14 protein-coding genes and 2 tRNA genes are annotated in these 24,011 nt (G+C 54.1%); 12 read left to right on the forward strand and 4 right to left on the reverse strand.

Features of this window, described 5'->3' with window-relative positions; all coding sequences use genetic code 11:
- Positions 1-7: 7 nt before the first annotated feature.
- Positions 8-853: a rod shape-determining protein MreC gene (gene mreC / locus Q0721_RS02325; protein ID WP_299024889.1), complete on the reverse strand. Its 846-nt coding sequence runs from the start codon at positions 851-853 to the stop codon at positions 8-10.
- Between the two features lie 57 nt (positions 854-910).
- Positions 911-1,972, reverse strand: coding sequence for a rod shape-determining protein (locus tag Q0721_RS02330; RefSeq protein WP_299024891.1), 1,062 nt, complete (start codon positions 1,970-1,972; stop codon positions 911-913).
- Positions 1,973-2,155: 183 nt separating this feature from the next.
- Here Q0721_RS02330 and Q0721_RS02335 point away from each other — a divergent pair.
- The 11 genes from Q0721_RS02335 (at position 2,156) to Q0721_RS02385 (ending at position 20,984) form a co-directional block, all read left to right on the forward strand.
- A tRNA-Gly gene (locus Q0721_RS02335) sits at positions 2,156-2,227 on the forward strand.
- Positions 2,228-2,654: 427 nt separating this feature from the next.
- Positions 2,655-3,041, forward strand: coding sequence for a response regulator (locus Q0721_RS02340; RefSeq protein WP_299024893.1), 387 nt, complete (start codon positions 2,655-2,657; stop codon positions 3,039-3,041).
- A 4-nt stretch (positions 3,042-3,045) separates the two neighbouring features.
- Positions 3,046-3,531, forward strand: coding sequence for a response regulator (locus tag Q0721_RS02345; RefSeq protein WP_299024895.1), 486 nt, complete (start codon positions 3,046-3,048; stop codon positions 3,529-3,531).
- Between the two features lie 24 nt (positions 3,532-3,555).
- Entirely contained in the window at positions 3,556-6,282 is a 2,727-nt protein-coding gene (locus tag Q0721_RS02350; protein WP_299024897.1) for a GAF domain-containing protein, read from the forward strand.
- Positions 6,279-7,949 (forward strand): GAF domain-containing protein, encoded by a 1,671-nt coding sequence (locus tag Q0721_RS02355; RefSeq protein WP_299024900.1) that lies wholly within the window; start codon positions 6,279-6,281, stop codon positions 7,947-7,949. The genes Q0721_RS02350 and Q0721_RS02355 overlap by 4 nt, the downstream gene beginning before the upstream one ends.
- Entirely contained in the window at positions 7,946-9,679 is a 1,734-nt protein-coding gene (locus Q0721_RS02360) for a GAF domain-containing protein (RefSeq protein ID WP_299024903.1), read from the forward strand. The genes Q0721_RS02355 and Q0721_RS02360 overlap by 4 nt, the downstream gene beginning before the upstream one ends.
- A complete protein-coding gene (locus Q0721_RS02365; RefSeq protein WP_299024905.1) occupies positions 9,676-12,564 on the forward strand; it encodes a GAF domain-containing protein in 2,889 nt (962 codons plus the stop codon). The genes Q0721_RS02360 and Q0721_RS02365 overlap by 4 nt, the downstream gene beginning before the upstream one ends.
- 34 nt (positions 12,565-12,598) lie before the next feature.
- The gene (locus Q0721_RS02370; protein WP_299024907.1) at positions 12,599-13,381 is read left to right on the forward strand and encodes a ParA family protein; all 783 of its coding nucleotides are present in this window, start codon (positions 12,599-12,601) and stop codon (positions 13,379-13,381) included.
- Positions 13,350-18,320, forward strand: a complete 4,971-nt coding sequence (locus Q0721_RS02375) for a GAF domain-containing protein (protein WP_299024909.1) — start codon at positions 13,350-13,352, stop codon at positions 18,318-18,320. The genes Q0721_RS02370 and Q0721_RS02375 overlap by 32 nt, the downstream gene beginning before the upstream one ends.
- 9 nt (positions 18,321-18,329) lie before the next feature.
- Positions 18,330-20,015, forward strand: a complete 1,686-nt coding sequence (locus Q0721_RS02380) for a pyridoxal-phosphate dependent enzyme (RefSeq protein WP_299024911.1) — start codon at positions 18,330-18,332, stop codon at positions 20,013-20,015.
- A gap of 24 nt (positions 20,016-20,039) precedes the next feature.
- Positions 20,040-20,984, forward strand: a complete 945-nt coding sequence (locus Q0721_RS02385) for a DMT family transporter (protein WP_299024913.1) — start codon at positions 20,040-20,042, stop codon at positions 20,982-20,984.
- Positions 20,985-20,996: 12 nt separating this feature from the next.
- On the opposite strand, the gene Q0721_RS02390 is transcribed toward Q0721_RS02385, so the two are convergent.
- The gene (locus Q0721_RS02390) at positions 20,997-21,770 is read right to left on the reverse strand and encodes a winged helix-turn-helix domain-containing protein (protein WP_299024916.1); all 774 of its coding nucleotides are present in this window, start codon (positions 21,768-21,770) and stop codon (positions 20,997-20,999) included.
- Positions 21,771-22,238: 468 nt separating this feature from the next.
- Positions 22,239-22,310 (reverse strand) — tRNA-His (locus tag Q0721_RS02395).
- Positions 22,311-22,471: 161 nt separating this feature from the next.
- On the opposite strand from Q0721_RS02395, the gene Q0721_RS02400 reads away from it, so the two are divergent.
- Positions 22,472-23,986 carry a glycosyltransferase gene (locus Q0721_RS02400; RefSeq protein WP_299024918.1) on the forward strand — a complete coding sequence of 505 codons (1,515 nt, stop codon included), beginning with the start codon at positions 22,472-22,474 and terminating at the stop codon, positions 23,984-23,986.
- Positions 23,987-24,011 lie beyond the last annotated feature (25 nt).

Genomic DNA, 24,011 nt, shown 5'->3' on the forward strand with positions numbered 1-24,011 from the left:
ACCCACCTCACGGAATGGGGGTTGGAATCAGGGGCGCGAGCTGGATCGGTCGGAAATTAGTGATGACGAGCACCGCTTGGAGGGTGCTAAAATCCACAACGGGCTGCACAACAGCCGTCTGAAACAACTGATTGGGCTGTTTACGAATATCACTGACCTGCCCCACCAGAATATCTGGGGGATAGGTGCCGCCCAGTCCCGAGGTCAACACCAGATCTCCCAACTGAATAACCGTATCCTGAGGGATCATCTCCAGGCTGATCTCCCCCGTTACCGAACCATGCACTTGGCCTTCCACCTTACTATTTTGAAGGCGCACGTTAACGATGGTACCGGCATCTGTGATCAATTGAACTCGCGCCGCACCTGCTGTCACCGCATCCACACGCCCTACCAACCCCTGGCTGGTCACTACTGGCATTCCATGACGGATCCCATCATCCGAGCCTCGGTCAATAATCACGTAATGAAGAAAAGGGCTTGGATCACGGCCAATGACATTGGCCGCCACATACTGATTTTGCGGATGAGCGCGCGCAAAGTCGAGGAGGGCATAAATGACTTGGGCTTCCCGAAGCTGTTGCTGGAGTTCAATCACTTGTGCCTGTAACTCAGCCACCTGCCGTTCTAACTCTAAGTTACGTTGCTGAAGAGAGGCCATATCGCGCGGGGCAGTAAGGAATTGGTAGGCCGCAATATAGCGGCTCGAGATCCATTGCTGTACTCCCACCAGCGGAGACATGACACCGCGCAAGAGAGGATGCAAATAACCACTTAGCGCTAGCAGTATCAACCCACTGGCAACGATAAGCACTAGAGCGGTTTGCCAAAACCGCGAGACCAGCGTTTTCATAGGCTCAAGATAACGTCAAATCGCCTTTCTGCCAATTCGACAATTGTGAGGACCTGCTCAACCTCGGCTGTTGCGATCTACATCCACTAGGAATTCGGCAAAGCGATCCAAATCTTCGAGGACAATCCCCGTACCCCGCACCACACATGTCATAGGATCTTCGGCCACCCAAACCCGCAGGTTAAGTTCATCGCTCAAACGCTCAGCGAGCCCCTGGAGCTGCGCCCCGCCACCGGCTAAACACACCCCAGCCTCCATGAGGTCAGACACAATCTCTGGAGGGGCTTCATCTAGGGCATCTTTGATCGTATCTACGATCACCTGAACCGAACCCGCTATTGCCTCGCGAATTTCCACGGATGAGACTTCCACCGACTCTGGCAGGCCATTGATAAGATTGCGACCGCGCACCACCATGGTCTTCTCAGTGGGTAAGGGATAGGCCGATCCAATATTAACCTTCACCTGCTCAGCCATGCGTTCCCCGATGAGCAGGTTGTACTTGTTGCGAATATATTGGATAATATCTTGATCCATCTCGTCGCCTGCTACCCTTAAAGAACGCGAGACCACCACCCCCCCCATAGAAAGCACGGCCACCTCGGTCGTCCCACCACCAATATCTACGATCATACTTCCACGCACATCCGCTACCGGGAGTCCTGCCCCCAGCGCTGCGGCTTTGGGTTCTTCAATCAAATAGGCCTCGCGAGCCCCGGCGGCCATCGCCGCATCATAGACTGCACGTTTTTCAACCTCCGTTGCTCCTGAAGGAATGCCCACCACCACCCGTGGCCGTGGCATGGGCACGATGGTCTGCTGGTGGGCCTTACCGATAAAATAACCCAACATTGCCTGGGTAATTTCAAATTCCGCAATCACCCCATCACGCAACGGGCGAATAGCGATGACATTTGTGGGGGTGCGTCCTACCATTTCCTTGGCTTGCAAACCAATAGCAAGCGGCTTTTTGGTGCGCTTATCAATAGCCACCCATGAAGGCTCATTGATGATGATCCCCTTGCCGCGAACGTTAACAAGCGTGTTGGCTGTTCCCAGATCAATCCCAATATCCAAAGAGAACAAGCCTAAAAGCCAATTTAGGGGGTTAATTGCCAACCTTAGTACTCCTTACTCACGTTGGTGTCAACTGAGGTTCCACAACCTTCCGCACAAATTATACCCTATAAAGAAGTAGAGATAGGTGTACACCAGCACAAGTGAGCCGCCCTAATGGGGCCATGGGGATTTACTATCCTTGACCACACCGCTCGGCCCGAGTAGAATAAATATCAAACATATGCGGGCGTGGCCAAGGGGTAAGGCATCAGCCTTCCAAGCTGAGATTCGCGGGTTCGAATCCCGTCGCCCGCTCTAGATAGTATCAACACGTCAAACACCGCCACAAGACTAAAATGTGGCGGTGTTTATGTTGCTCCAGAACTTCAGGTGGGTATTCTCTCTGCAACGGTCATTCACACTGTCTTTGACCTACCATCCATTGCTAATTCCTGCTGACGATTACCAAATCCCAATCTTGCACCGCCCCTAAAGGGATCCGGCCACAGGCCAACAACATGGCCTGCCTGTCAACTGGGAGGTCTTGATTACCTCAGCATCCACCCCTCGGCACAGTCCTTGCAATGCCCCTTAACGGTTAGAAACACCTTGCGACTACATTACAATTTAGCAAGGAACACTGTTCCTCCAGGCAAATTTCACTATAATCTGTATGAAAGCAACCCTCTTCAGGGATATTTATGGCTATTAAAGCATCCCCTTTGTGACTTGGGCGAAAGTTATGGAGACAGTGAAAACGATCCTCTACGTTGAAGACAACTTAGACAACCGCACCTTAGTGCGACGATTGTTGCAAGCCAATGGCTACCATGTCCTCGAGGCCGCTAACGCCACTGAAGCACTCAATCTTCTCAATGCTCATCGCCCTGACCTCATCCTGATGGATATTAACATGCCAGACATTGACGGCTACACCCTTACCCGTACCATCAAGTCCCAGGAACACCTGCGAGGCGTCCCAGTTGTGGCCCTAACCGCCAACGTAATGCGGGGGGATAAAGAGCGCACCCTTCAAGCCGGTTGCGATGGTTACATCGAAAAACCCATTGACGTAGATCGCTTCACCGACCAGATTGCCGAGTTCCTTCTCAACGGTCATAGGGAGTAGCCTCATGAACGCAAACGCATCACCCACGCCAACACCTGAAAATTCAGCCCCAACACCGCTTTCCCTGCGTCAGACTCATGGTACCCGCCCTCTGACCAAAGATACGGTGGTACTGGTCGTTGAGGATAATGTTTCCAATTTTGTTTTGATTGCACGTCTCCTGGGTTACCTGGGGGTTCATTGCGAATGGAAAACCTCCGGCTACGAGGTAGCCGAGTTTGCCGATTCGCTGCCCAAGGTGGATCTCATTCTGATGGACATTCGCCTGCCCTATGAAGATGGGTATGGCGCTCTGCGTAAGATCCGTCAATCTCCGCGCTTCCGTAACGTTCCTGTAGTTGCCGTTACCGCTGAGGCCAGTCTGGAACAGATGAATAAAGCTCGCCAGGCCGGCTTTGATGGCTTTTTAGGCAAGCCCTTGGACCCCGATCGCTTTCCCGATCAGATCAAACGCATTCTAAACGGTGAATCTGTTTGGGAATTGAGCTGAATTTTTTATGGAGAGTGGCCACCTATGAGCGGCGAACCCATCCCAGAAGAAACCCTCCATACCCCCCTGCCCTACACTCAGGTAATTGCAGAAGTTGCCCGCATGATCGCGGTGGCCAACCATCCAGAGGAACTCCTAACCAGCGCCGTGCATAAAATGGCTTATGGGTTAGGCATCCCTCACATAGCCCTGTATGTCCTAGACACAGACAAGACCTCAGCCACGCTAAAGGTCATCCATACCCCCACCCCAGAGCTATTCCCCGTCCATAAATTGCTCGTCCCTCTTAACTCCAACACCCTGTTTGGATGGGCCATTGCCAACCAGCGACCCTATTACCTTCCTCACCTGGAGACCGATAATGCCCACCGCCAAATGGCGCACATCTGGAGCGAAGCCCAGTCCATCTTGGTCATTCCCCTAATGGCAGGATCGCAGGTTTATGGGTTGCTAGATGTGCAATCGGGGCACAAAAATGCCTTCCCACCTGCCCTTTATAACGTCTTGTGCACACTAGCCGACCAGATGGCTCTCAGTTTTTTGATCCGTGCCACCGAACAATCTGACCAACCTCGCACCTTCCAACCGCAAAAATTCGAGACCACCGCATCGCCCCACTCCCTGCCACAAGCGTTTCTCCAAACCTTTTCCCCGGCCTTAACGCAACCTTCTGCCTTCTACACCACCCTTGCCGATTTTATTTACCAGCATTTCGGCTCGGATCTGTCATTTGCCCTTGCCCTTCTGAATCCCGAACAGCGCGTTATTACCTTTCCCGCCCTTTTTGAAAGCGGTCAACCTATGCAAGTTGACCCTCTTCCTCTTGGTGAAGGACTTACCTCTTACATAATCTTGCATAAACGCCCCCTACTGGTCAAGCATGGTGTCGAAGAAACGGCCCAAACGCTGGGCATCCGCCTGATCGGCACGCCAGCAAAATCCTGGCTAGGCATCCCAGTGCTGTGGGGGGAAGAGGTGTTAGGCGCTCTAATTCTCCAGGATCTACATCGTGAAGCCCGATTTGACGAAAATACATTGCATGCTCTAGAGGGTATAGCCCCCCTGATCGCCTGGATGCTCCAAACGCAGCACCTGCAAGCACAGGTCGAAGAAAGCCAACATCGTGCTGAGGAGGAGCACCTGCTCCTGGTCACGCTTTTAGAAGCATTGCCAGAGCGTATTGCCATTAAAGACGCAGAAGGGCGCTTCTTATACGCCAACCGGGCTTTGCTCCGCCACTATGGAGTGGATGCACTGGCTCAAATTGTGGGCAAAACAGAAATGGACCTAGAAGGAGATACGGGCAGCCTAGACTTAACCCAAGATCTCGAGGTAATCGAATCCGGTGAAGCCCGCATTAATACTCCCAATTATTATTTCAGCCTGCAGGGCGAGAACGTTTGGGAACTGGTTTCACGCATTCCCATAGCTCCCGCCGATGGGAGGAGCGCCCGGCTGATTCGCATTGCCCAAGATATCAGTGAGTACATCCGCGCTGAGCAATTGGCCCAGCGACGTGCCGAACAACTTCTGGCATCGGCTGAGATCGCACGTGAAGCGATCAGCGCCCGCGAGATTGACACCATGCTCCAGAATGCCACCAACCAGATTCGTGAGCGCCTAGGGTACTATCACGCCTCGGTTTTTCTCCTGGATCCGCTAGGGCGATACGCCGTATTACGCGAGGCCTCCGGCGAAGTCGGGCAGATCATGAAACAATCCGGGCATCAGCTAGCCGTCGGTTCACGCTCGTTGGTAGGGCAAGCCACCGCACTAGGGCGCACGGTTGTCGCGAATAATGTCCACGGCAACCCAGAATATTATCCCAATCCTCTGCTCCCTGAAACACGCTCTGAAATCGTTGTGCCGCTTCGAGTGGGGGAGCGTCTGTTGGGAGCACTGGATGTACAAAGTCGTTCCTATGATGCATTTCAGCCTGAAGACGTACAAATCCTGGAAACACTTGCCAGCCTGTTGGCAATCGCACTCGATAATACCCTGCTCTATACCCGAACTCAGCAAAACCTTACTCAGCAGCGCCTCTTCTATCGGATCATTTCCGAGGCCTCTGGTAGTCTGGTCATCGACGAGATCCTTGAAAAGGCGCTCCAAGGCTTGCATGAGGCCCTGCCGGAGAACCGCTTTGCCATCTTCCTCCTCAACCGCGAACAGAATCTAGAACTGAAAGCCTATACCGGTTATGAAACCGATGCGCTTTCACGAATGTTTTGGCAACCCAGCGAGGGGATTCCTGGTTGGGTAGCCGAACGTCGGCAACCTCTACGCATTAGTGAATTTACCCCGGAAGGGAAATTCCAACCTCTAGCGCCAGGTGCGCGTTCAGCATTAGCACTTCCGCTTGGCTATCAAAACGAGGTGCTGGGAGTAATTTGCATTGAATCCGAACAACCAGCCGCCTTTGACGAGAGCGATCAGGAGATTTTTGCCACCTTTGCAACCAATCTGGCAGCCATCCTGACCAACGCGCGCCTAGTACGCCAAATTCAGGTTCAAGTCGAACGCCAACGCCGCCTTTATGAAATCACCAGCAAGATTCGCACCTTGACCGAGGTGGGCAACATCCTCCAAACCTCGGCTACCGAAATCGGGCGTGCCCTAGGGGCCCAACGGGTTAACATCCAAGTCATACCCCCTGCACCACCCGCCGAATCCCTCAGAAATCATCCCCGCCCCAATGACCTCTCAGCCGAAAATAACGGCCATGAACGCAGGGAGGACTCCGGTCTATGAGCCTTTGGCAGCATGTGTTACCTCGAAACATTCCCCCTGAAGTACTGGAACAGGGCGAACTTCCCACGCTTCGCGAGTACCTGCTCCAACAATCCCTCCTGACCCAAATCCCCGTAGCAGGGTGGTTTGCTTTGCCTCATCTCGTTCGAGCCCTTCAGGGGGCAAATGAGCCCGGGGTGGGGATCTGGGCAACTTGGTTTGCGCTAAGTCTCCTTCTGCCGTTCCTACGCCGTTGGCCTTTTGGGCTACGAGCGGCTTTCCTTGGGGCCTTCCCTTACCTCCTGGGAACACAGACAACCCTGACCTATGGCCCTCAATCGGTAGCCGTGCTTGCTTTTGCCATTGTTATCATGATCGGAGTGCTTCTATTTGACCCGCCTACAATGCTTCCCTGGGTCGGGGTAACTCTACTAACCCCCTCGGCCATCGTTGTGGCCATGCGCCTCGGCATCCTATCCACTCCACCCCCTGAAACCATTCTCGCCCTCAACACCCCCGCTAACGGGTTCAACGCTCTGATTCTACTGGCTTACCTCGCAATTCTGGGGGGACTTGCTTTGCCTTTTCTCGGAGAGCGCCTTAATCAGCTATCTATTGACAAGACCACATTAGAGCGCCAACTGCGTTCTACTCGAACCGAGTTTGAACGCGAACTTGCAGAACGCACCAGTGCCTTACAACGGCGTATCCGCGAGCTCTATACGGCTTCAACCATTGCACGTACGATCCATACCGCCGCCGATCAATCCACATTACTACAACAAATGGCTGAACTTATTCAGCAGGAATTTAATCTTTATTACGTAGGTATCTTTCTAATTGACGAAAGTGGCAAATTTGCTGTGCTACGTGCTGGAACAGGCGAAGCCGGGCGGCGCATGCTTGCAGAGGGCCACCGACTGGCCGTGGGCGGGAATTCGATGATCGGTTGGGCTACAGCGCATAAAGAACCGCGCATTTCTCAAGACGTTAGCAGCGAATTGGTACGTTTCAGCAACCCGCATCTTCCGTTAACTCGCTCCGAACTAGCCCTCCCCATTCTGCGCCGGGGTCAGTGCTTGGGAGCCATAAGCATCCAGTCCACCCAGGTGCGTGCCTTTGAAGAAGATGACATCCTAGTTCTACAAGGCATTGCCGACAGCCTGGGCTTGGCCTTGGAAAACCTTGAGTTCTACCAACGCATCCAGCAGTTACGCGAAGAAGTACGGGTTTTGGCGAGAAAACATGTTGCCGAAGAATGGGGCGATTTTCTTAAGGAATACGGCACCCTCGAAGCAACCTACCAAAACCCATCTGCGCTTCACGAGGACCATCCACCGGCCCACGTGGCGCACTTCCCATTGATACTACGTGACCAGGTGATTGGAACGATCACATTGGAAATGGAACAGCCCAACCTTACCAACGAAGACATCGCCTGGCTGGATACCGTGGCGATGCAAACGGCCACCGCTCTTGAGAATGCCCGCCTCTTCCAGGAAACCCAGCGCCAGGCTTTTATGGAACAGCGCTTGAATGAAATCAGCACTACCCTCTCGCGTGTGGAAAGCGTGGATGAAGTTCTAAGAACAGCTGTGCAGGCGCTGGCCCAACTTCCTAACATCACCGAAACTAGCATCCACCTCATACCCCCCGACACCCCTGGCACAAAGGATAACGGGCGATGAGTCACCTCCCCCCCTCACCCTCCACTCCACACACAGCGCCCGGCGGAATTACCTTCCTGCGCGAAACCATTCTGCAACGCGCGCTCTACATCGTATGGATTAGCGCAGCATTGGGTTACCTATGGGTGGCTTGGACCCTCTTTCAGGCTCGCCAGTATTGGCCCATCCTTGGCCTGACTCTGATATTGCTGTGGCTTAGTGCCAGCGTCCTGATTCGGCGCCAGCCCCAAGGGTTACGCATCATGGCTCTGCTCATGACACTGGGAGTGCTTGGCAGCCTTGAACTTCTCTACCGAGGGCCATTGAGCACCACCTGGATTTGGCTGCTGGCGCTCATCCTGATGGCATATGCTTTCTTAGGGCAACGCGGCGCTTACATCCTTTTCAGCCTCGTTCTGCTGGGGATCGGTGGCATGGCTGCCCTCCATCTTAGCGGATGGGTCGCACAACTAGGAATTGCGGTAGGTGAGACATCCCCGCTCCCTTGGGTCGTCGCCACAGTGTCCTGGCTCCTGGTCGTTGGGTTACTTATGGCTTCATATGCCATTGCCCAACAGGAACTCTACCGCGCCCTCCAGGAAGAAAAAGCCCTAACATACGCCCTCGAAGCCGAGCGGGCTGCCTTGGAGTTGCGCATCGAACAACGTACTCGCGATTTACGCCGGCACCGCACTTACCTTGAAGTCGCCAGTTTGATTGCCCGCGAAATTTCACTTGAAGCAGATGAAGAGACCCTCTTCCGCGCTGCATTGGCACTGATTCAGCGTTATCTGGGCTTTTATCATGCTGGCATTTTCACTTTGGATGCGTCAAAAGAATACGCGGTTTTGCGAGCAGCGAGCAGCGAAGCCGGCCAGCGCATGATTGCGGCTGGTCATCGCCTCAGGAAGGGGGTCGAGGGCATTGTGGGATACGTGGTGGAAACAGGTGAGGCCCGCATTGCCCTGGATGTAGGTAAAGACGCTGTACATTTCAAAAACCCCTACCTCCCCGAAACGCGCTCTGAGATCGCCTTGCCGATTCGGGTAGGCCAAGAGATCATTGGCGCTCTGGATATTCAGAGTACAGAAGTAAGCGCATTTAGTGAAGGAGATATCCAGGTGCTCCAGGCCATTGCTGACCAGCTAGGCGTGGCCCTGGAACGACGCCAATTAGTCAACCGGTTGCAAGAATATGCTACAGAATTAGAAACTCGCTACCGCCAAGTCGTCCGTCAGCAGTGGCGGGACTATCTGCGCGCTTCTCACAAGCCCCGCGGCTACCGCTGGCACACCAACCGGTTAGAGCCGGTTACTGTGCCTCCGCCGGAAATAGGGCAGATCATCCGCCAAGCACAGCCCCTTCTGAAAGCCTCCGATGGTGAGCAGGGCTCGCAGTCTGTGCTTTATCTTCCTATTCGGGCACGCGGCGAAGCGGTGGGGATTATCTCGGTTAAGTTCAAAGGGGAAGGTGTGTCTGAAGACACGCTACGCCTGCTTAACAACACCGCCGAACGCATCGGCCTTGCACTTGAAAACGCACGCCTGCTGGAGATGATGCGCGTGCGCGCTGAACGGGAGCACCTGGTCAGTGAACTGGGGAGCCGCGTGCAGGCTGCAACTGATGTGGAGGGCATTCTGCGCGCCGCCGCCCTCGAAATTGGGCGCACCTTGGGTGTGTCTGAAGTATTGGTACAACTACGTGACGAAGATCAGGAACACAATGAGGGCCAGCCGGGAGGTGAAGCATGATTTCATCCACGGCATTACCAGCTTTTGATCCCACGCAGATTCCGATTGAGACCAAACAACGCCAATTGGCAACCGCCATAACTTTCAGCACGGCTCTGATCCTAGGTCTCCTGGCTGCCTTGTTCCTGATAGGAATGTTTTACCAGCCTCAGTTCTGGCAACTCTATGTCCTGGCACTTGCATTTGGGCTGGCCTCCCTGATCGTCCTTTCTACCATTGCCAACGCGCCTGGGCAAACTGATTATCGCCAGGCAATGCCTCGGCTTGCCCCCACTTTTCAAATCTCCCTTCTGATCCTAGCAATATTAAGTCAGTCCACCGCTGTCTACCTTGCAATCCTGTCCTTTTTGTATGGAATCATGGTTGCCACGGGGGTCTTGGAAGAAGAAGCCCGTGAATCAGCCATTAGCCGCGCCTTCTTCGTGGCTGTTGCTACCGCCTTGGTAGGTTCGCTATTCCCTCAGTTCCAGCTCTCAATTCCCCTCATTTCCGACTCGCTACCTATCCTTTTGGGCGCGCTGGTGATGATTTACCTGGTGTTGCTCAGCCTAGATTACGTAACTGTTAGTCTACGCGTCCGGCTGGTCACCAGTGCACTGGGAATGGCCATCGTACCTTTGATCCTGCTCTCCCTAGTGGATACACGCTTTATTTTCACCAGCCTGCAAAATCAGAGCAACCAAGCCTTACGCTTAGCTGCTCAACAGGTGGCTCAGGAAATTGACGCCTTCCTGACTTCCAACCGTGATTCGCTCATCACTGAGGCCAATTTAAGTGTTTTCTACGATTACTTGATCATGGACCCCGCCAAACGCCAAGGTAGCCCACAAGAAGAGCAATTGCGAGTGACTGTCAACTCTCTGTTGTTAAAGCACGAAACCCATCTGGTTTCTTACGGGCTGCTCAACCTTCGTGGACAGAACATCTACGACAGCAACCCCGCCGCCATTGGTCAGGATGAGAGCAAACGCGATTATTTCATGCAAGTGATACGCACTGGGCGGGTCTATATCTCCCCAATTGAATTCAACCCGGATAACAAAGTTGCCTACATTTACTTTGCTGTGCCCATTCGTAACGAGCGTCAGCAGATCATTGGGGTGCTGCGCCTCGAATATGATGCTCAGATATTCCAGCGTCTGCTGGAGCGCAAACTTAACCTTTTAGGATTACACTCCTACCCCATTTTGCTTGATGAAAACTTGATGCGCATTGCAGACGCAATGACACCAACGCACATATACAAATTCCTCACTCCCCCTACTTACACACAAACTCTCGAATTGGCAAAACTCAACCGACTGCCCTACCACCCTTATGTAAATTACACCAACCAAACCGATCTAGCCCGTGTTCTAAGACACGGATCGAACGTGACATACTTTACCTTGGAGGTACATCCTGACCGAGCCGGTCACCTAGAAAGTGGCGTGGCCGTGCGTTTGCAAACTCGACCATGGTATGTGCTCTTTGTGCGCGAACAGAGCACCCTCCTGGCCCTATTGCAGGCGCAGGGCCGCTTGGCGGTCATTATCGCTGCGCTCTTCGCGGCGGTTGTGGGTCTGGTGGCCTCCTGGGTATCTGGAGCTTTGAGTGCGCCAGTTGTCCAGTTAAAGCAAACTGCTGAGCAAATTACGGCCGGCGATTTGGAAGCTGAGGCCAGCGTAGAGAGCCGGGACGAGATTGGAGCATTGGGACGGGCTTTCAACACCATGACGGCACAACTGCGTAGCCTCATTAACGAATTGGAAGACCGCGTTCGCGAGCGCACCCGCGAACTGGCCCAGCAAAACGAAGCCCTGCGCTATCGCACGCGTCAACTCCAAACGGTAGCCGATGTCGCGCGAAGCATCGTTTCTGCCCAGGCGCTTGAAAGCCTGCTCAATCAGGTAACCATCCTGATTAGCGAGCGCTTTGGTTTCTACCACGTCGGCGTTTTCCTGCTCGACGAGAAAGGTGAATATGCCGTATTACGCGCTGCCAACAGCGAAGGGGGCAAGCGTATGCTGGCGCGTCAGCACAAACTGCCGGTTGGTAAAGTGGGTATTGTGGGTTATGTGACAGCAACCGGACAGCCTCGCATTGCCACAGATGTAGGTGAAGATGCCGTCCATTTCAAGAACCCCGACCTACCCGAAACGCGTTCCGAGATGGCGCTTCCGCTTATCGCCAATAATCGTATCATCGGGGCTTTGGACGTTCAGAGTACCCAACCTAATGCTTTCACACCAGAGGATATTGAACTTTTCAGTACACTGGCCGATCAAATTGCTATTGCTATCGTCAATAACCAGTTGCTTGAAGAAACCATGCACGCCCTGGATGAGGCACGCCGTGTGAACCGGCGCTATCTCCAGCAGGAATGGGAGAAAGAAGTGCGATCTCGCCGCCATCGCGCCTACATTTACACCTCCCAGGGAGTGTTTGCCCAGCCCCCGCTTTCGCGTCCTGACATTGAAGCCGCCATCCGCCGTGGTGCAGTGACAGCCACCCCCGCTGAGGGCGAGCAGGCAGCTGTCCTGACGGTACCCATCCAATTGCGTGATGAAATTCTGGGTGTTATCCGTGTCCAAGACCTGGGATCCCCAGAACGGGCCTGGACGGATGAAGAAATTGAAGCCCTTAAGGCGGTGGCAGCCCAAGTGGCCCTCGCCCTGGAAAACGCCCGCTTGCTCGAAACCACCTTGCGCCGCGCTGAACGCGAACGTAAGGCCTTGGAAATCACCGGCCGAATCCGCGCCGCCACGGATCCGCAGACCATGCTGGATATCGCCATGGAAGAACTCAAACGCGCACTGAACGCCTCGCACGTTCAAATTGTCTTCAGGCAACCAACCACCTCCCCATCCACCAATGGGGTGCCCGGCAATGGAAAGGATCAATGATCCACAGCAACTATCAGTCGTGTGGGAGGGTTCTATGAGGTGTATAGCGGTAGCGAATGAAAAAGGCGGTGTGGCTAAGACAACAACCTCCGTCAACCTTGGAGCCGCCCTGGCCGAGATGGGCTACTCAGTCCTGCTAGTGGATATGGACGCCCAGGCCAACCTCACTCTGGCCGTTGGCGCTGACCCCCAGCAAACCAGAACCACCATCCTGGATGTCATTTTGGAGAATTATCCCCCTGCAGAGGAGCTCTGGAAGCCCACCAAGATGGAACGTCTCCACATTCTGGGGGGTAATCCCTCGCTAAGTTTAGCCGAACGTCTACTCCCTCACCAACCGGGGTACGAAACTTTGTTGCAGAAGAAATTGCCCTTCATTGGTGCTACATTCGACTATGTGATCCTCGATTGTCCTCCTTTTTTAGGGGCCTTAATGGGCAATGCCCTGGCTGCCGCTGACACAACACTTATTCCCACCCAGGCCGAGTTTTTCTCAATTTACGCCCTGAGAAACATGCTAACATTGATCCGCCGTATTCGTGAGCAGTACAATCCTGCTTTGTCCTATCGTCTGCTCCTTACCTTGTTCGACCAGCGCAATCGAATTCACCGCACGCTCTATCAGTACTTACACGAGCATTTTGCTGACGGTCTCATGGAAACAGTGATTCCCGTTGATACACGCCTACGCGAAAGTGCTATAGCAGGTATCCCGATCATCCAACATGCCCCCAAAAGTCGGGCGGCACTGCAATATCGCGTGTTGGCCAAGGAGATGACCCACTATGTCGAAGAAACCCTTGCACAGCCGGCTTGATGCTCTTTTTGAACAACTTAGCCCTTTGCGGGGGGAGGAAATAACTGCGCGTCGCCCGGCTTCAGCAGAACCTGCCCCACGGGGATGGGGATTTACTTGCCAGGCCAATGGGATTTGTGTCGCCTGTAGTCCGGAAGTTTCCCACTGGTTGGGCCTTTCGCCTGAGCAATGGATTGGAAACAATCTTTTTGAGATCTTTCTGCCGGCTAGCACGGTTTCGCGTCTCCAGGCTTGGCTGAAGGCTCCCGAAGCGCCATTTGAGGAAGAATTCACCTGGCATAATCAACACGGTCTACCGCTGGTCTTGCGAATAACAGCGTACCCGCTTGGGGATGCTTCTCAACCCAATCGCCACTGGCGCGGCTATATCCAGGTTTTGGATACCTCTGCAACTCAATCTTCCCTCACACCAGCATCAGATACACCGCTTGAGTCACCATCCGCTCCGCCTTTGCGCCAACCTGCCAGCGCGGATATCAAGACCCACCCGGTTCCACCCACGGTCAAGACCATTCCACGTCACGCCCATCCCGCCACCATGAATGACCGAGGGGACTCCGGATCAAAAACCCCCTTGCATCAGCGTTCCTTAGCCCAACCGGCTCGTCTGACCGCCTCCCTCGCTTTACCAGGTTTCGGTGAGGGTCTACTAGAAGTGCTGGATGAAACCCCAGATCGTATCTGGACGGAAGACGAAATTCTGCTCGTGGAGGAAGTGCTGCGACAACTCAGTCTGGCAATTGAAAACGCCCAACTTTATGCCGCCGTACAGCAAGAACTGGCCGAGCGCACACGCGCTGAACAAGAACTGCTCCGCCGCAACCAACAACTGGCGCTCCTCAACGAGATTGGACAACAAATCTCACGGCTAACGGAAGCCGATGAGATTCTGGATTTGGTGCCTCAGGCTGTGGGGCAGATTGCTGATAATACTAATCTGATACTGGCGCTTTATGATGAACAGAGCCGCTTGCTCCGCTTTCCGTTGGTCATTCAGAACGGCGAATCACAGGATTGGCCGTCCCGCCCGCTCTCTAAAGAGGACCTCCTGGGTTATGTGATTCAGGAACGCAAACCCCTTTGGTTGGGCGAAAACCTGGCAGAGGAACTTCAGCGCTTGGGTGTGTGCCCTCCCAAACCTGCTCCTAAAGCCTTGATAGCACTCCCAATGAGTACCGGTGAGCGCATCATTGGAGCTTTGTTGGTGCAGTCCTTCACCTCACCTAATGCCTACTCACGGGTTCAGTATGAGTTGCTCTCCACCCTAGTCACCCAGTTGAGCATCTCACTCCAGAACGCGAACCTGTTCCAGGAGGTAGTAGCGGGGTTACGTGCCATTGAAACCCGCGAACGGTATCAGGCGGGCGTTGCCCGCGCAGTAACCTTATTGAGCGAATCGGGGTTCAAGGCATTGCGTGAGGTGTTGAGTCTTCTAGGCGAAGCCGCTCAATGTGATCATGTCTTCTACGCAACCGTCAAAGAGGATGAACAGGGGCTTTACTGGTCAGCCGTTGCAGACTGGTCAAAACAGGAAACCGAATTTCAACTTGAACGGAATAAGCTCCAGCACATGCCAGTAGCCCTCTTCCCTTCATGGAGCCGGCCTCTGCGCGATCAGGGCTGGGTGGCTGCCACCCTGGATGACTTAGAGGCTTTTGAACAAAACTTCTTGCGCAATCTAAATACTGCTTCAATCTTACTCCTGGCCGTTCCCGGTAAGGCCTCAGTGCCTGGTTTTTTAGCCTTTGAACAAGCCACTCTCCGCCTCTGGCAAAGCGATGAAATCAACATCTTGCGCCTAGCCGCGGATGCTGTCGCCAACACCCTGGTACGCCAAGACCTCCTGGAACAACTCCAAGCCTCGCTGGATGAAACCGAAAACCTGTATCACCTCAGCACGCGCATGTCTACCGCTGCCACCCTCCAGGAAATGGTGGCCGTCATTCCTCAGGGCATGCGCATTCCAGCCATCAATCGAGCCGTCCTGCTTCTGAACGAGAGCGACGCCGCACTGGGAAAGGATTACCTGCGTGTGGTAGCTAACTGGCACAGTGGTCGTGGAACACCGCCGCCTCCTGTGGACACCCTCTATGGCCCCGATCACCCTTATTACCGTCTAACTCGCACCCGTAGCCCACAGTTTTACGAGGATGTTTTAGAACAGATCACCGATCCAGATATGCGCCAACGCTTATTGGATCTCTCTGTGCGGGCCTTGGCGGCACTGCCTTTATGGGCGTCGCGTGAACAGTTGGGCGCTCTTCTGTTACTCTGCGATGAGCCGCACCACTTTAGTGGACGGGAGTTACGTACTTACCCTCCGCTGGCTGGTCAGATGGCCACCGAGGTCGAAAATCTGCGCCTTTTCGAGCAAACCCAAAAAGCCCTGGCTCGTACCGAGTTGCTATACACCATCAGCAACGGTATTGCCCAGGCTCGTGAAGTGCAAGAACTGGCCGATTTGCTCTTCCAGCATGCGCTACCTGCGAGCGCTGAGAATCTGGCCATTATCTTGGTCAACCGCACCCCCGAAGGTGAGGTTACCTCGCTTGAAGTTGCCGGCTTCAGCTCCAAGAATGCCTCCCTGCAACGCCAGGGAATGGTACTTCCGGCCCAGGCTTTCCCAGTGCTCAGCCATCTGAGCCAGGACATCTTGGTACTTACCAACCTCGAGCAAAGCACTTTGGATCCGATCTCGCGTAATACCCTGCAAACGCTAGGGGTTTATTCCGGCTGTTTCATTCCCCTGCGCAGCGGCGGACGTCTCCTTGGTCTGTTGACCGTCTCCGCCTCTCACCCGATGGTGCTTTCTGCGGAAGACCTTCAGATTTTGCAAGCCGCCGCCAACGGAGTCACCGTTGCTGTGGAGCGCTTCAGCCTTTTGCGCGAGGCGCAGCGCCGCGCCCTGCAACTCGAAACAGCCGCTCAGATTGCTCGCGATACCTTGAGCACACTGGATCTCAACACCCTACTTGGGCGCATGGTCGAACTGGTAGCCCAGCGTTTCAACTACTACCATGTGGGCATCTACCTGACCAATGAAGAGGGCTCTTATCTGGTTATGCGCGAAGCCGCTGGCGCAGGACGGGAGAACGTCTTGAGCACCCCGATCCGCTATGCCAAAGGCTCGCGTAACCCTATTGGGCGAGTAGCAATCACGGGGGAGCCCCTGGTTCTGAATCGCGTTCTAGAGGATCCGATTTATCAGCCCAATCCGTTTCTTCCTCATACGCGGTCAGAAGTTGTGCTCCCACTCAAAACGGGTGACAACGTCATGGGGGTTCTGGATATCCACGCCCGCAATGAGAACGCCTTCACCTCTGAAGATCTCCACGTGCTCCAGATCTTGGCCGATCAAATTGCCGTAGCCATTGAAAACGCCCGTGCCTACGAACTGGCTCAGAAAGCGGTCGAAGAAATGCGCCGTGCCGACCGGCTAAAAAGTCAGTTCCTGGCCAACATGAGCCACGAGTTGCGCACGCCGCTGAACTCAATCATTGGCTTCTCCAAGGTGATTCTCAAAGGCATTGACGGGCCCATCACCGAATTACAACGGCAAGACCTGACCTCTATCTACAACTCCGGCCAGCATTTGCTGGGGTTGATCAATGACATCCTCGACCTCTCCAAGATCGAAGCCGGGAAGATGGAACTCCAGTTTAGTGAGGTAAATCTGGGAGACCTGATCAACAGTGTCATGTCAACCGCGGTAGGACTGGTCAAGGACAAACCCATCACCCTCCACCATCATGTGCCTGCCAATTTGCCGACTGTAATTGCTGACGCCACTCGCATCCGTCAGGTGCTGCTCAACTTCCTCTCCAATGCTGCCAAATTTACCGAGGAGGGGTCCATTACGGTGGAAGCCCAAGTGGTCCAGGGGCCAAAGGGTATCCCCGAGGTCATGGTCACGGTCACCGATACGGGCATTGGAATAGCCGAGGAGGATCGCGCTAAACTCTTCCAGCCCTTCTCGCAGGTAGATGACTCCCCCACCCGACGTACCGGGGGGACGGGGTTAGGACTATCTATCTGTCGTTCCTTCGTGGAAATGCATGGAGGACGCATCGGCTTACTGTGGAGTGAAGTCAATAAGGGAAGTGCTTTCTTCTTCACTCTGCCAATCCCACAACCCTCAACAGACGAAAGCATTTCCCAAGCCTCGTCTTTGCCCGAAGGAACCCCCGTCATCCTGGCTATTGATGATGACCACCAGGTTACCCAGCTCTACCAGCGCTACCTGGAGAATAACGGCTATCGCATTGTACCTCTCCATAATCCTCATCAGGCCGTCTCTGTTGCAAAGCGTCTTAAGCCTTTTGCTATTACCTTGGATCTGATGATGCCCGACAAGGACGGTTGGCAAGTACTCTTTGATTTGAAGAACGACCCCGAGACACGGGATATCCCGGTGATTATCTGCAGCATTTTAGAGGAAGAAGAAAAGGGGTTCAGCCTAGGGGCCGCTGATTACCTGGTCAAACCCTTCCTGCCCGAGGACCTGATCCACACACTTTATCGCCTCCAAAACGGCGGCAGTGACCCACAGATTTTGATTGTAGACGATTCGGCAGAAGATGTGCGCTTGCTACAAAAGATCCTCGACTCCGATGAACGCTTTCACATTCAGGTAGCTCACAATGGTCAGGCAGCCCTGGATCACCTGGCACAGCATACCCCGGATGTCATTTTGCTGGATCTATTCATGCCCGGAATGGATGGCTTTCAGGTTCTGGAAGCGCTGCGCACTCACCCCACCTGGAACCGCATCCCCGTCATTATCATCACAGGGGCTGACCTAACCCCCGAGCAACGCGAACAACTGGCCGAATTCAGCAAACGAATGCTCAACAAGAGCCAGTTCCAGGAAAAGGAACTCTTTGCTTTGCTGGAGTCGGCCCTTCAGAAGTGGCATAAAGGCCATTCACCATCGCATTGAGGTGTATGCATGCTCAACGAACACTGTCAGATTGAGTGCCTAGATTGTGGTTTTCAGGCACCCTATCACCCTCTGGAAACGGTTTGCCCAGCATGTGGGGGAGCATGGCGGCAAGCTACGTATGACTACGCACATCTAGCCTCCGACCTTCCGCCGCGTTTAAAAGAACGGGCTTTTGACCTCTGGCGCTATCGCGAAATGCTCCCGATCACCCAACCGGCACCTGAGTTGCGTCTCTCCGAGGGGGGAACGCCGTTGATCCGCGCCCTTAACCTGGGCATGATGCTGGGGTGTTCCAACCTCTTTATGAAAGATGAACGCCAAGGGCCCACCGCATCGTTCAAAGACCGTCAGGCTGCCTTGAGTATCTCCGCGCTAAAAGCTGCCGGGGTACGCGAGGTTGTCTTGGCCTCAACCGGCAATGTGGCCATCGCCTACTCGGCCTACGCAGCCCGTGCTGGGATAAAACTCTGGGCCTTCCTTACCAGCCTGGTGCCAGCCGCCAAGATGCGGGAAGTGGCACTATATGGCACCCAGGTCATCAAGGTCACCGGTTCCTACGACCAAGCCAAGCAGGTCGCGGCAGAATTCGCACGTCAGCGGGGCATCTTTCTGGATACTGGGGCTAGGAGCATCACCAACATCGAATCCATGAAGACCATTGCCTACGAGATCGCCGAACAACTCGGTGAAGTGTTGGAACCGCCAGCCAACGGTCTGGGAACCACGCGTCCCCGCTGGCGGGCGCCTGACTGGTACATCCAAGCGGTAAGCGGTGGTATGGGCCCACTGGGGGTACTCAAGGGCTTCCGCGAGATGTACCAGATGGGGTGGATTGACCGGATTCCTAAAATCGGGGTCATCCAGGTAGAAGGTTGCGCTCCCATGGTCAATGCCTGGAAACAGGGCCGCGAGGTCGCCATTCCAATTCAATCACCACGTACCAATATCGCCACCCTGGCTACAGGGGACCCTGGACGAACCTACACGCTCTTACGCAACTGGATGCTGGAAGGATCTGGCGGAGCCTTCGAAAGTGTCAGTGATGAGGAAGCCTTTCGCGCCATTCATTTTCTGGCCAAAATGGAAGGAATGTCGGTCGAACCCGCCGCTGCTGTCGCGTGCGCTGGACTCATTAAATTGGTGCGCAGTGGGCAGATCAAACCCCATGAAGTGGTGGTAATAAATATCTCCGGACACACCTTACCGGTAGAACGCACTATCTTGGGTGAGGGATGGTCGCGTAGTGTGGTCGTGTCAGATGCCATGCATGTCGGCGCAGAAGAAGGACTGCTGGCCGCGCTCAGCAAGATCACCGTTGACCGCTTCCCACGCATTGCTATTGTAGATGACCATCCTGAGGCCCGCCGTCTGATTCGCCGCATTCTGCAATCTCAGGGAGACTACACCCTCTTCGAAGCCGCCAGCGGCCGCGAAGCCATCGAATTGGCGCGGCGTGAACACCCGGATCTCATTATCCTGGATTTGATGATGCCCGAAGTAGACGGCTTTGGCGTTATTGAAGCCCTGCAGGCTCAGCCCGAAACCGCCGAAATTCCCATCATCGTGGTCACTGCCAAAGAGTTAACCCCAGCCGAGAAAGAGCGCTTGCGCGGCCACATCCAATCTCTGATGCAGAAAGGAGACTTTTTAAGCGATGATTTATTGGATGAGGTTCGCGCTCTGCTGAAATGAACCCTCCAGCAGGATAAGGTGAAAATGCGGGCAAACCGGCGGTCTCAGGGGGTCGTAGCAGCGCTTGCTTCGGCGCTATTCATGGGCGCCATGCCCATTTTCGGCAAGCAGGCCTTCATGCTGGGATTCTCGCCTCTGGCTGTTGTTGCCCTGCGAAGCACCATTGCGACTATCCTGATGCTAGGGATGATGAATTTTCAACGCCAGTTTTTCTATATTTACCCGGTAGGTTTGCTAGGATGTCTCATTGCTGGGGTGCTTAACGGAGTCGGTTCGATTTTTTACTACACCGCCTTGAGCCGCCTGGACGCCAGTGTGGGCCATCTGATCTACTCGTTCTATCCCCTTTTTGTCGCCCTTTGGCTCTGGTTGGACCGTCAGCAAATCAGCCGCGTCACGCTGGTACGTCTGATGTTAGCCTTGCCCGGTATTTATCTTCTGATACGCACCGGGCACGACCCGGTTGATCTAGGCGGGACATTCATGATGTTGCTGGCAGCCCTCTTCTATGCTCTTCATCTGATTATCAATCAACGCATATTATATGAGGCTCCCACTCCTACGGTTACTTTTTACACCCTGCTGGCTATGGCATTAACCGTAGGTGTAGCATTCTTGGTGGCCCATCCCTCGCTCCCAGCCTTTACCCTTTCATGGTGGCCTGTAGTGGGAATGGCAGGAATTACGTTCCTGTCCCGCCTAACGCTTTTCCTTGGCGTCAAAAACCTGGGGGGGCTCCAAACGGCTCTTTTGGGCCTGAGCGAGTTGCTGGTTACCGTTTTCCTGGCTCAGGTATGGCTGGGTGAGCGTCTCAGTCTCGCTCAATGGACAGGGGCCTTCCTGATCAGTAGCAGCATGCTCCTAATAGCCATGGATCAAGCAGCACCTGAGCAGCGAACCAATAGTGGGTGGTTGCGCTGGCTCAATCCACCTCATCTCCCAGAAATTGATTTTCCCTGGCAACGGTAAGCACGTTGCGGGCTACTCGATCAACGGTCCAGGTGTCGGGGCAATTTGAAGGCTGTATCCTAATTGGCGTTGATTGCGAATCCAGCGTTGGCCTCCCATATGAGCCAATTTGTGCCGTAACCGGGTTACAACCGGACGTAACAACCGGGCAGCCTCGGATCGACTAATTGAATACCCATAAATTAGTCCCACCAGATCCTCATAAGGCATGACTAAGCCGTGTGTGGTCAACAAACTCTCCAAGAGGTAGGACTCGGTTTGTGAAAGCCGAATGCTCTGGTCAGCGACACGTAGCGTGCGCGTCTGGCAATCTATGAGACTCCCCGTATCCAAGTACACACATAGGCGCTCAAAGCAAGACACTGGGGGTGCTGTATAGAGCGCCCCCACCTCACGAACGGCCAACGCCACATCGGGAAGTTTTGCGTTCCCTTTATGCAGAGTTGCAATGGCTACCATCAAGTCACGCGGCATCAGGGGTTTGTGCAGTGTTATATATGTAAAGGGCCACTCAGCAGGCAGCCCTCGGCTATCGGCAGGAACAAGGAAGATGGCTTTAGGAGGGAAGCCATAACGAGCCAGCGCTTCGCCCAAGGCTGCCCACTCGGCCTCGTCTTTCAAATCGGCAATTAGAAAATTGAAATCTTTTATCACCAGCGATGCCCCTACCACTTCCAAGGAAGGAGCCGCCAAAATGGTATGCCCAGCAGGTGCAATCAACGAAACCAACCATAGACGGAGCGCCTGGTCGGGCTCTAGGATCAGGAGCCTACAAGAATCATTCATGATTAAGTTGACCTTAGCACAGGTCTCACGAACCGGGGTTACAGGGTAATTTCATTTTAACCGAAATCAAACAAAAGTCCAATCATTTTAGAGTGTAATTTTTGACTTATTGCCAAGATTACCCCCACTAATGACTCGGCATTGTTAACGCTCGTTTTCTGAATGCGCTCCTACTATCTACTAAGGCATTCCCCACATGTTGTCCCGTTCTGAAACCTCAACCCCTGCTGCTATTCCACCCCATCTCCACATCGTCATCCCATCTTGAGATTCCACAAAAAATTGCCAATGCTGTCAGTTTAGTGCGTGCTATCGGACAGGAAATAGCAGACATGCGTGGCGAGATCAAACCGGGGAACAACAAAGCGATTCAGCAGAAGTTAGCGACCCCTGGCCAGAAATCTCTAAATGTTATTTAATTTAGTTATTGAGGAAAAGGCTTTCAAGATAGGAAGATTAAAAAATAGGGGTGGCTGATGGGGGTCGAACCCACAACCACCTGATCCACAGTCAGGTGCTCTGCCTTTGAGCTACAGCCACCATATTTCTGGTTTTGATTTTAACACAACCCCCCAAGTTCGACAAGGAATAGATGTTTTCTCGCATTTCCCAGACTTTCTTGCCTCAAATTTCTGATTAACGTAATAGTGGTAGAATTGCTACTTGCAAAATCCTCCATGACTGTTGAAGGATAGGGCACTATGACCAACGTAATTGCTTGGGAAGCTCTCCTCACTACGCTCAAAGTCATTTATGCCCTATGCATGCTGGCCGTCCTCATCCCTGGGCTTAACAGCCTGTTCCTGGCTTGTACCTATTGGCGTCACCGCCAACGCCTCCCTCGCCCTTCCGATTTTACACCTCCCACTTCGTGGCCACGGGTCACTGTTCAACTTCCAATATATAACGAAGGGCAGTTAGTGATCCGCTTGCTACGCGCCATTACCCGCCTGGACTATCCGCGTGACCGCCTGGAAATCCAGGTGCTCGACGATTCTACCGACGAGACCTCGGCACTGGCTCGTGCGCTGGTCGAGCGTTACCGGCGCGCAGGATTCCAGATCGTGTATCGCCACCGCACCAACCGTCAGGGTTATAAAGCCGGCAACTTGGCAGCCGGTCTGCCCGCCGCTAAGGGTGAGCTGATCGCCATCTTTGATGCCGATTTTCTGCCTCCACGCGATTGGCTCAAACGAGTGGTACCCGCCTTTCAAGATCCCCACGTTGGCTTTGTCCAAACGCGATGGGTTCACTACAACGCCCACGCCAACCTTCTCTCTCGCCTAGTTGCCCTGGCCATGGATGGACATGCCATTGTGGAACAAGGCGGTCGGGCGGCCGGTGGTTTTTTCATCGGCTTTGACGGTTCGGGGGGAATCTGGCGCCGTACCTGCATTGAGACAGCCGGCGGTTGGCAATGGGACACCCTTACCGAGGACCTGGATCTCGCCTATCGGGCTCAATTGCTAGGTTGGAAAGGCCTCTATCTTCCTGATGTCACCGTCCAGGCTGAGGTACCCGAAACCATGGCCGCTCTGCGGCGGCAACAATACCGCTGGGCAAAAGGGAGCGTCCAGACGCTGCGCAAACTTGGAGCGCGTCTGTGGCGCGCCCCATTGCCCTGGCAGATCCGCTTAGAGGGGTTGCTACACCTCTCAATGTACGTACCTTTTCCTTTTGCCGTGCTGGCATTTTTGCTTATCCTGCCGATTGGGGTGTGGTCACCCTCCTACTTTAACTTCTTCTTCTGGAGCGCACTGGGCGGCCTTGGTCTGGCCGCAGAATACCTGGTAGCCCAGACCGAAACCTATTCTACCTGGCGGCAACGCCTCAGTTTATTGCCTGGAATGGCTGTGCTGGGAATCGGGATTAGCTTGACCTGCGCGGTTGGTGCCCTCGACGGTCTGCTACACGAAGGCGGGGTCTTTGAACGCACGCCCAAGGCTCTGACCCAGGAATCCGCCGCCATTCGCCCGGCACAGTCGGCCAAAACCCTCTATAATTATTTGGAATGGGGCGAGAGGCTACTAAGCCTTTATTTATTGACTTCGGCCTTGATCCTTGCCCGCCATGCTCAGGCGGCCATGTTACCTTGGGCGTTCATAGGCTTTACAGCCTTCTTACTGGCTTCCCAGGGCGCTTTTTTGGAAGAACCTCAACCCACCTCCACGACCATCGCGCCCCCGAATCACCACCTCACCTCGCTACCCAAGTAACCTCTTTTATTCCCTTCAGGAGATG

It is taken from the genome of uncultured Thermanaerothrix sp., from assembly GCF_938028735.1.
In the GTDB taxonomy this organism is placed as follows: Bacteria; Chloroflexota; Anaerolineae; order Anaerolineales; family Anaerolineaceae; genus Thermanaerothrix.

Excerpts from the sequence above, each read along its gene's own strand:
- mreC (WP_299024889.1), bottom strand. The coding sequence starts at position 853 with ATGAAAACGCTGGTCTCGCGGTTTTGGCAAACCGCTCTAGTGCTTATC.
- Q0721_RS02340 (WP_299024893.1), top strand. The coding sequence starts at position 2,655 with ATGGAGACAGTGAAAACGATCCTCTACGTTGAAGACAACTTAGACAAC.
- Q0721_RS02345 (WP_299024895.1), top strand. The coding sequence starts at position 3,046 with ATGAACGCAAACGCATCACCCACGCCAACACCTGAAAATTCAGCCCCA.
- Q0721_RS02350 (WP_299024897.1), top strand. The coding sequence starts at position 3,556 with ATGAGCGGCGAACCCATCCCAGAAGAAACCCTCCATACCCCCCTGCCC.
- Q0721_RS02355 (WP_299024900.1), top strand. The coding sequence starts at position 6,279 with ATGAGCCTTTGGCAGCATGTGTTACCTCGAAACATTCCCCCTGAAGTA.
- Q0721_RS02360 (WP_299024903.1), top strand. The coding sequence starts at position 7,946 with ATGAGTCACCTCCCCCCCTCACCCTCCACTCCACACACAGCGCCCGGC.
- Q0721_RS02365 (WP_299024905.1), top strand. The coding sequence starts at position 9,676 with ATGATTTCATCCACGGCATTACCAGCTTTTGATCCCACGCAGATTCCG.
- Q0721_RS02370 (WP_299024907.1), top strand. The coding sequence starts at position 12,599 with ATGAGGTGTATAGCGGTAGCGAATGAAAAAGGCGGTGTGGCTAAGACA.
- Q0721_RS02375 (WP_299024909.1), top strand. The coding sequence starts at position 13,350 with ATGTCGAAGAAACCCTTGCACAGCCGGCTTGATGCTCTTTTTGAACAA.
- Q0721_RS02380 (WP_299024911.1), top strand. The coding sequence starts at position 18,330 with ATGCTCAACGAACACTGTCAGATTGAGTGCCTAGATTGTGGTTTTCAG.
- Q0721_RS02385 (WP_299024913.1), top strand. The coding sequence starts at position 20,040 with ATGCGGGCAAACCGGCGGTCTCAGGGGGTCGTAGCAGCGCTTGCTTCG.
- Q0721_RS02390 (WP_299024916.1), bottom strand. The coding sequence starts at position 21,770 with ATGAATGATTCTTGTAGGCTCCTGATCCTAGAGCCCGACCAGGCGCTC.
- Q0721_RS02400 (WP_299024918.1), top strand. The coding sequence starts at position 22,472 with ATGACCAACGTAATTGCTTGGGAAGCTCTCCTCACTACGCTCAAAGTC.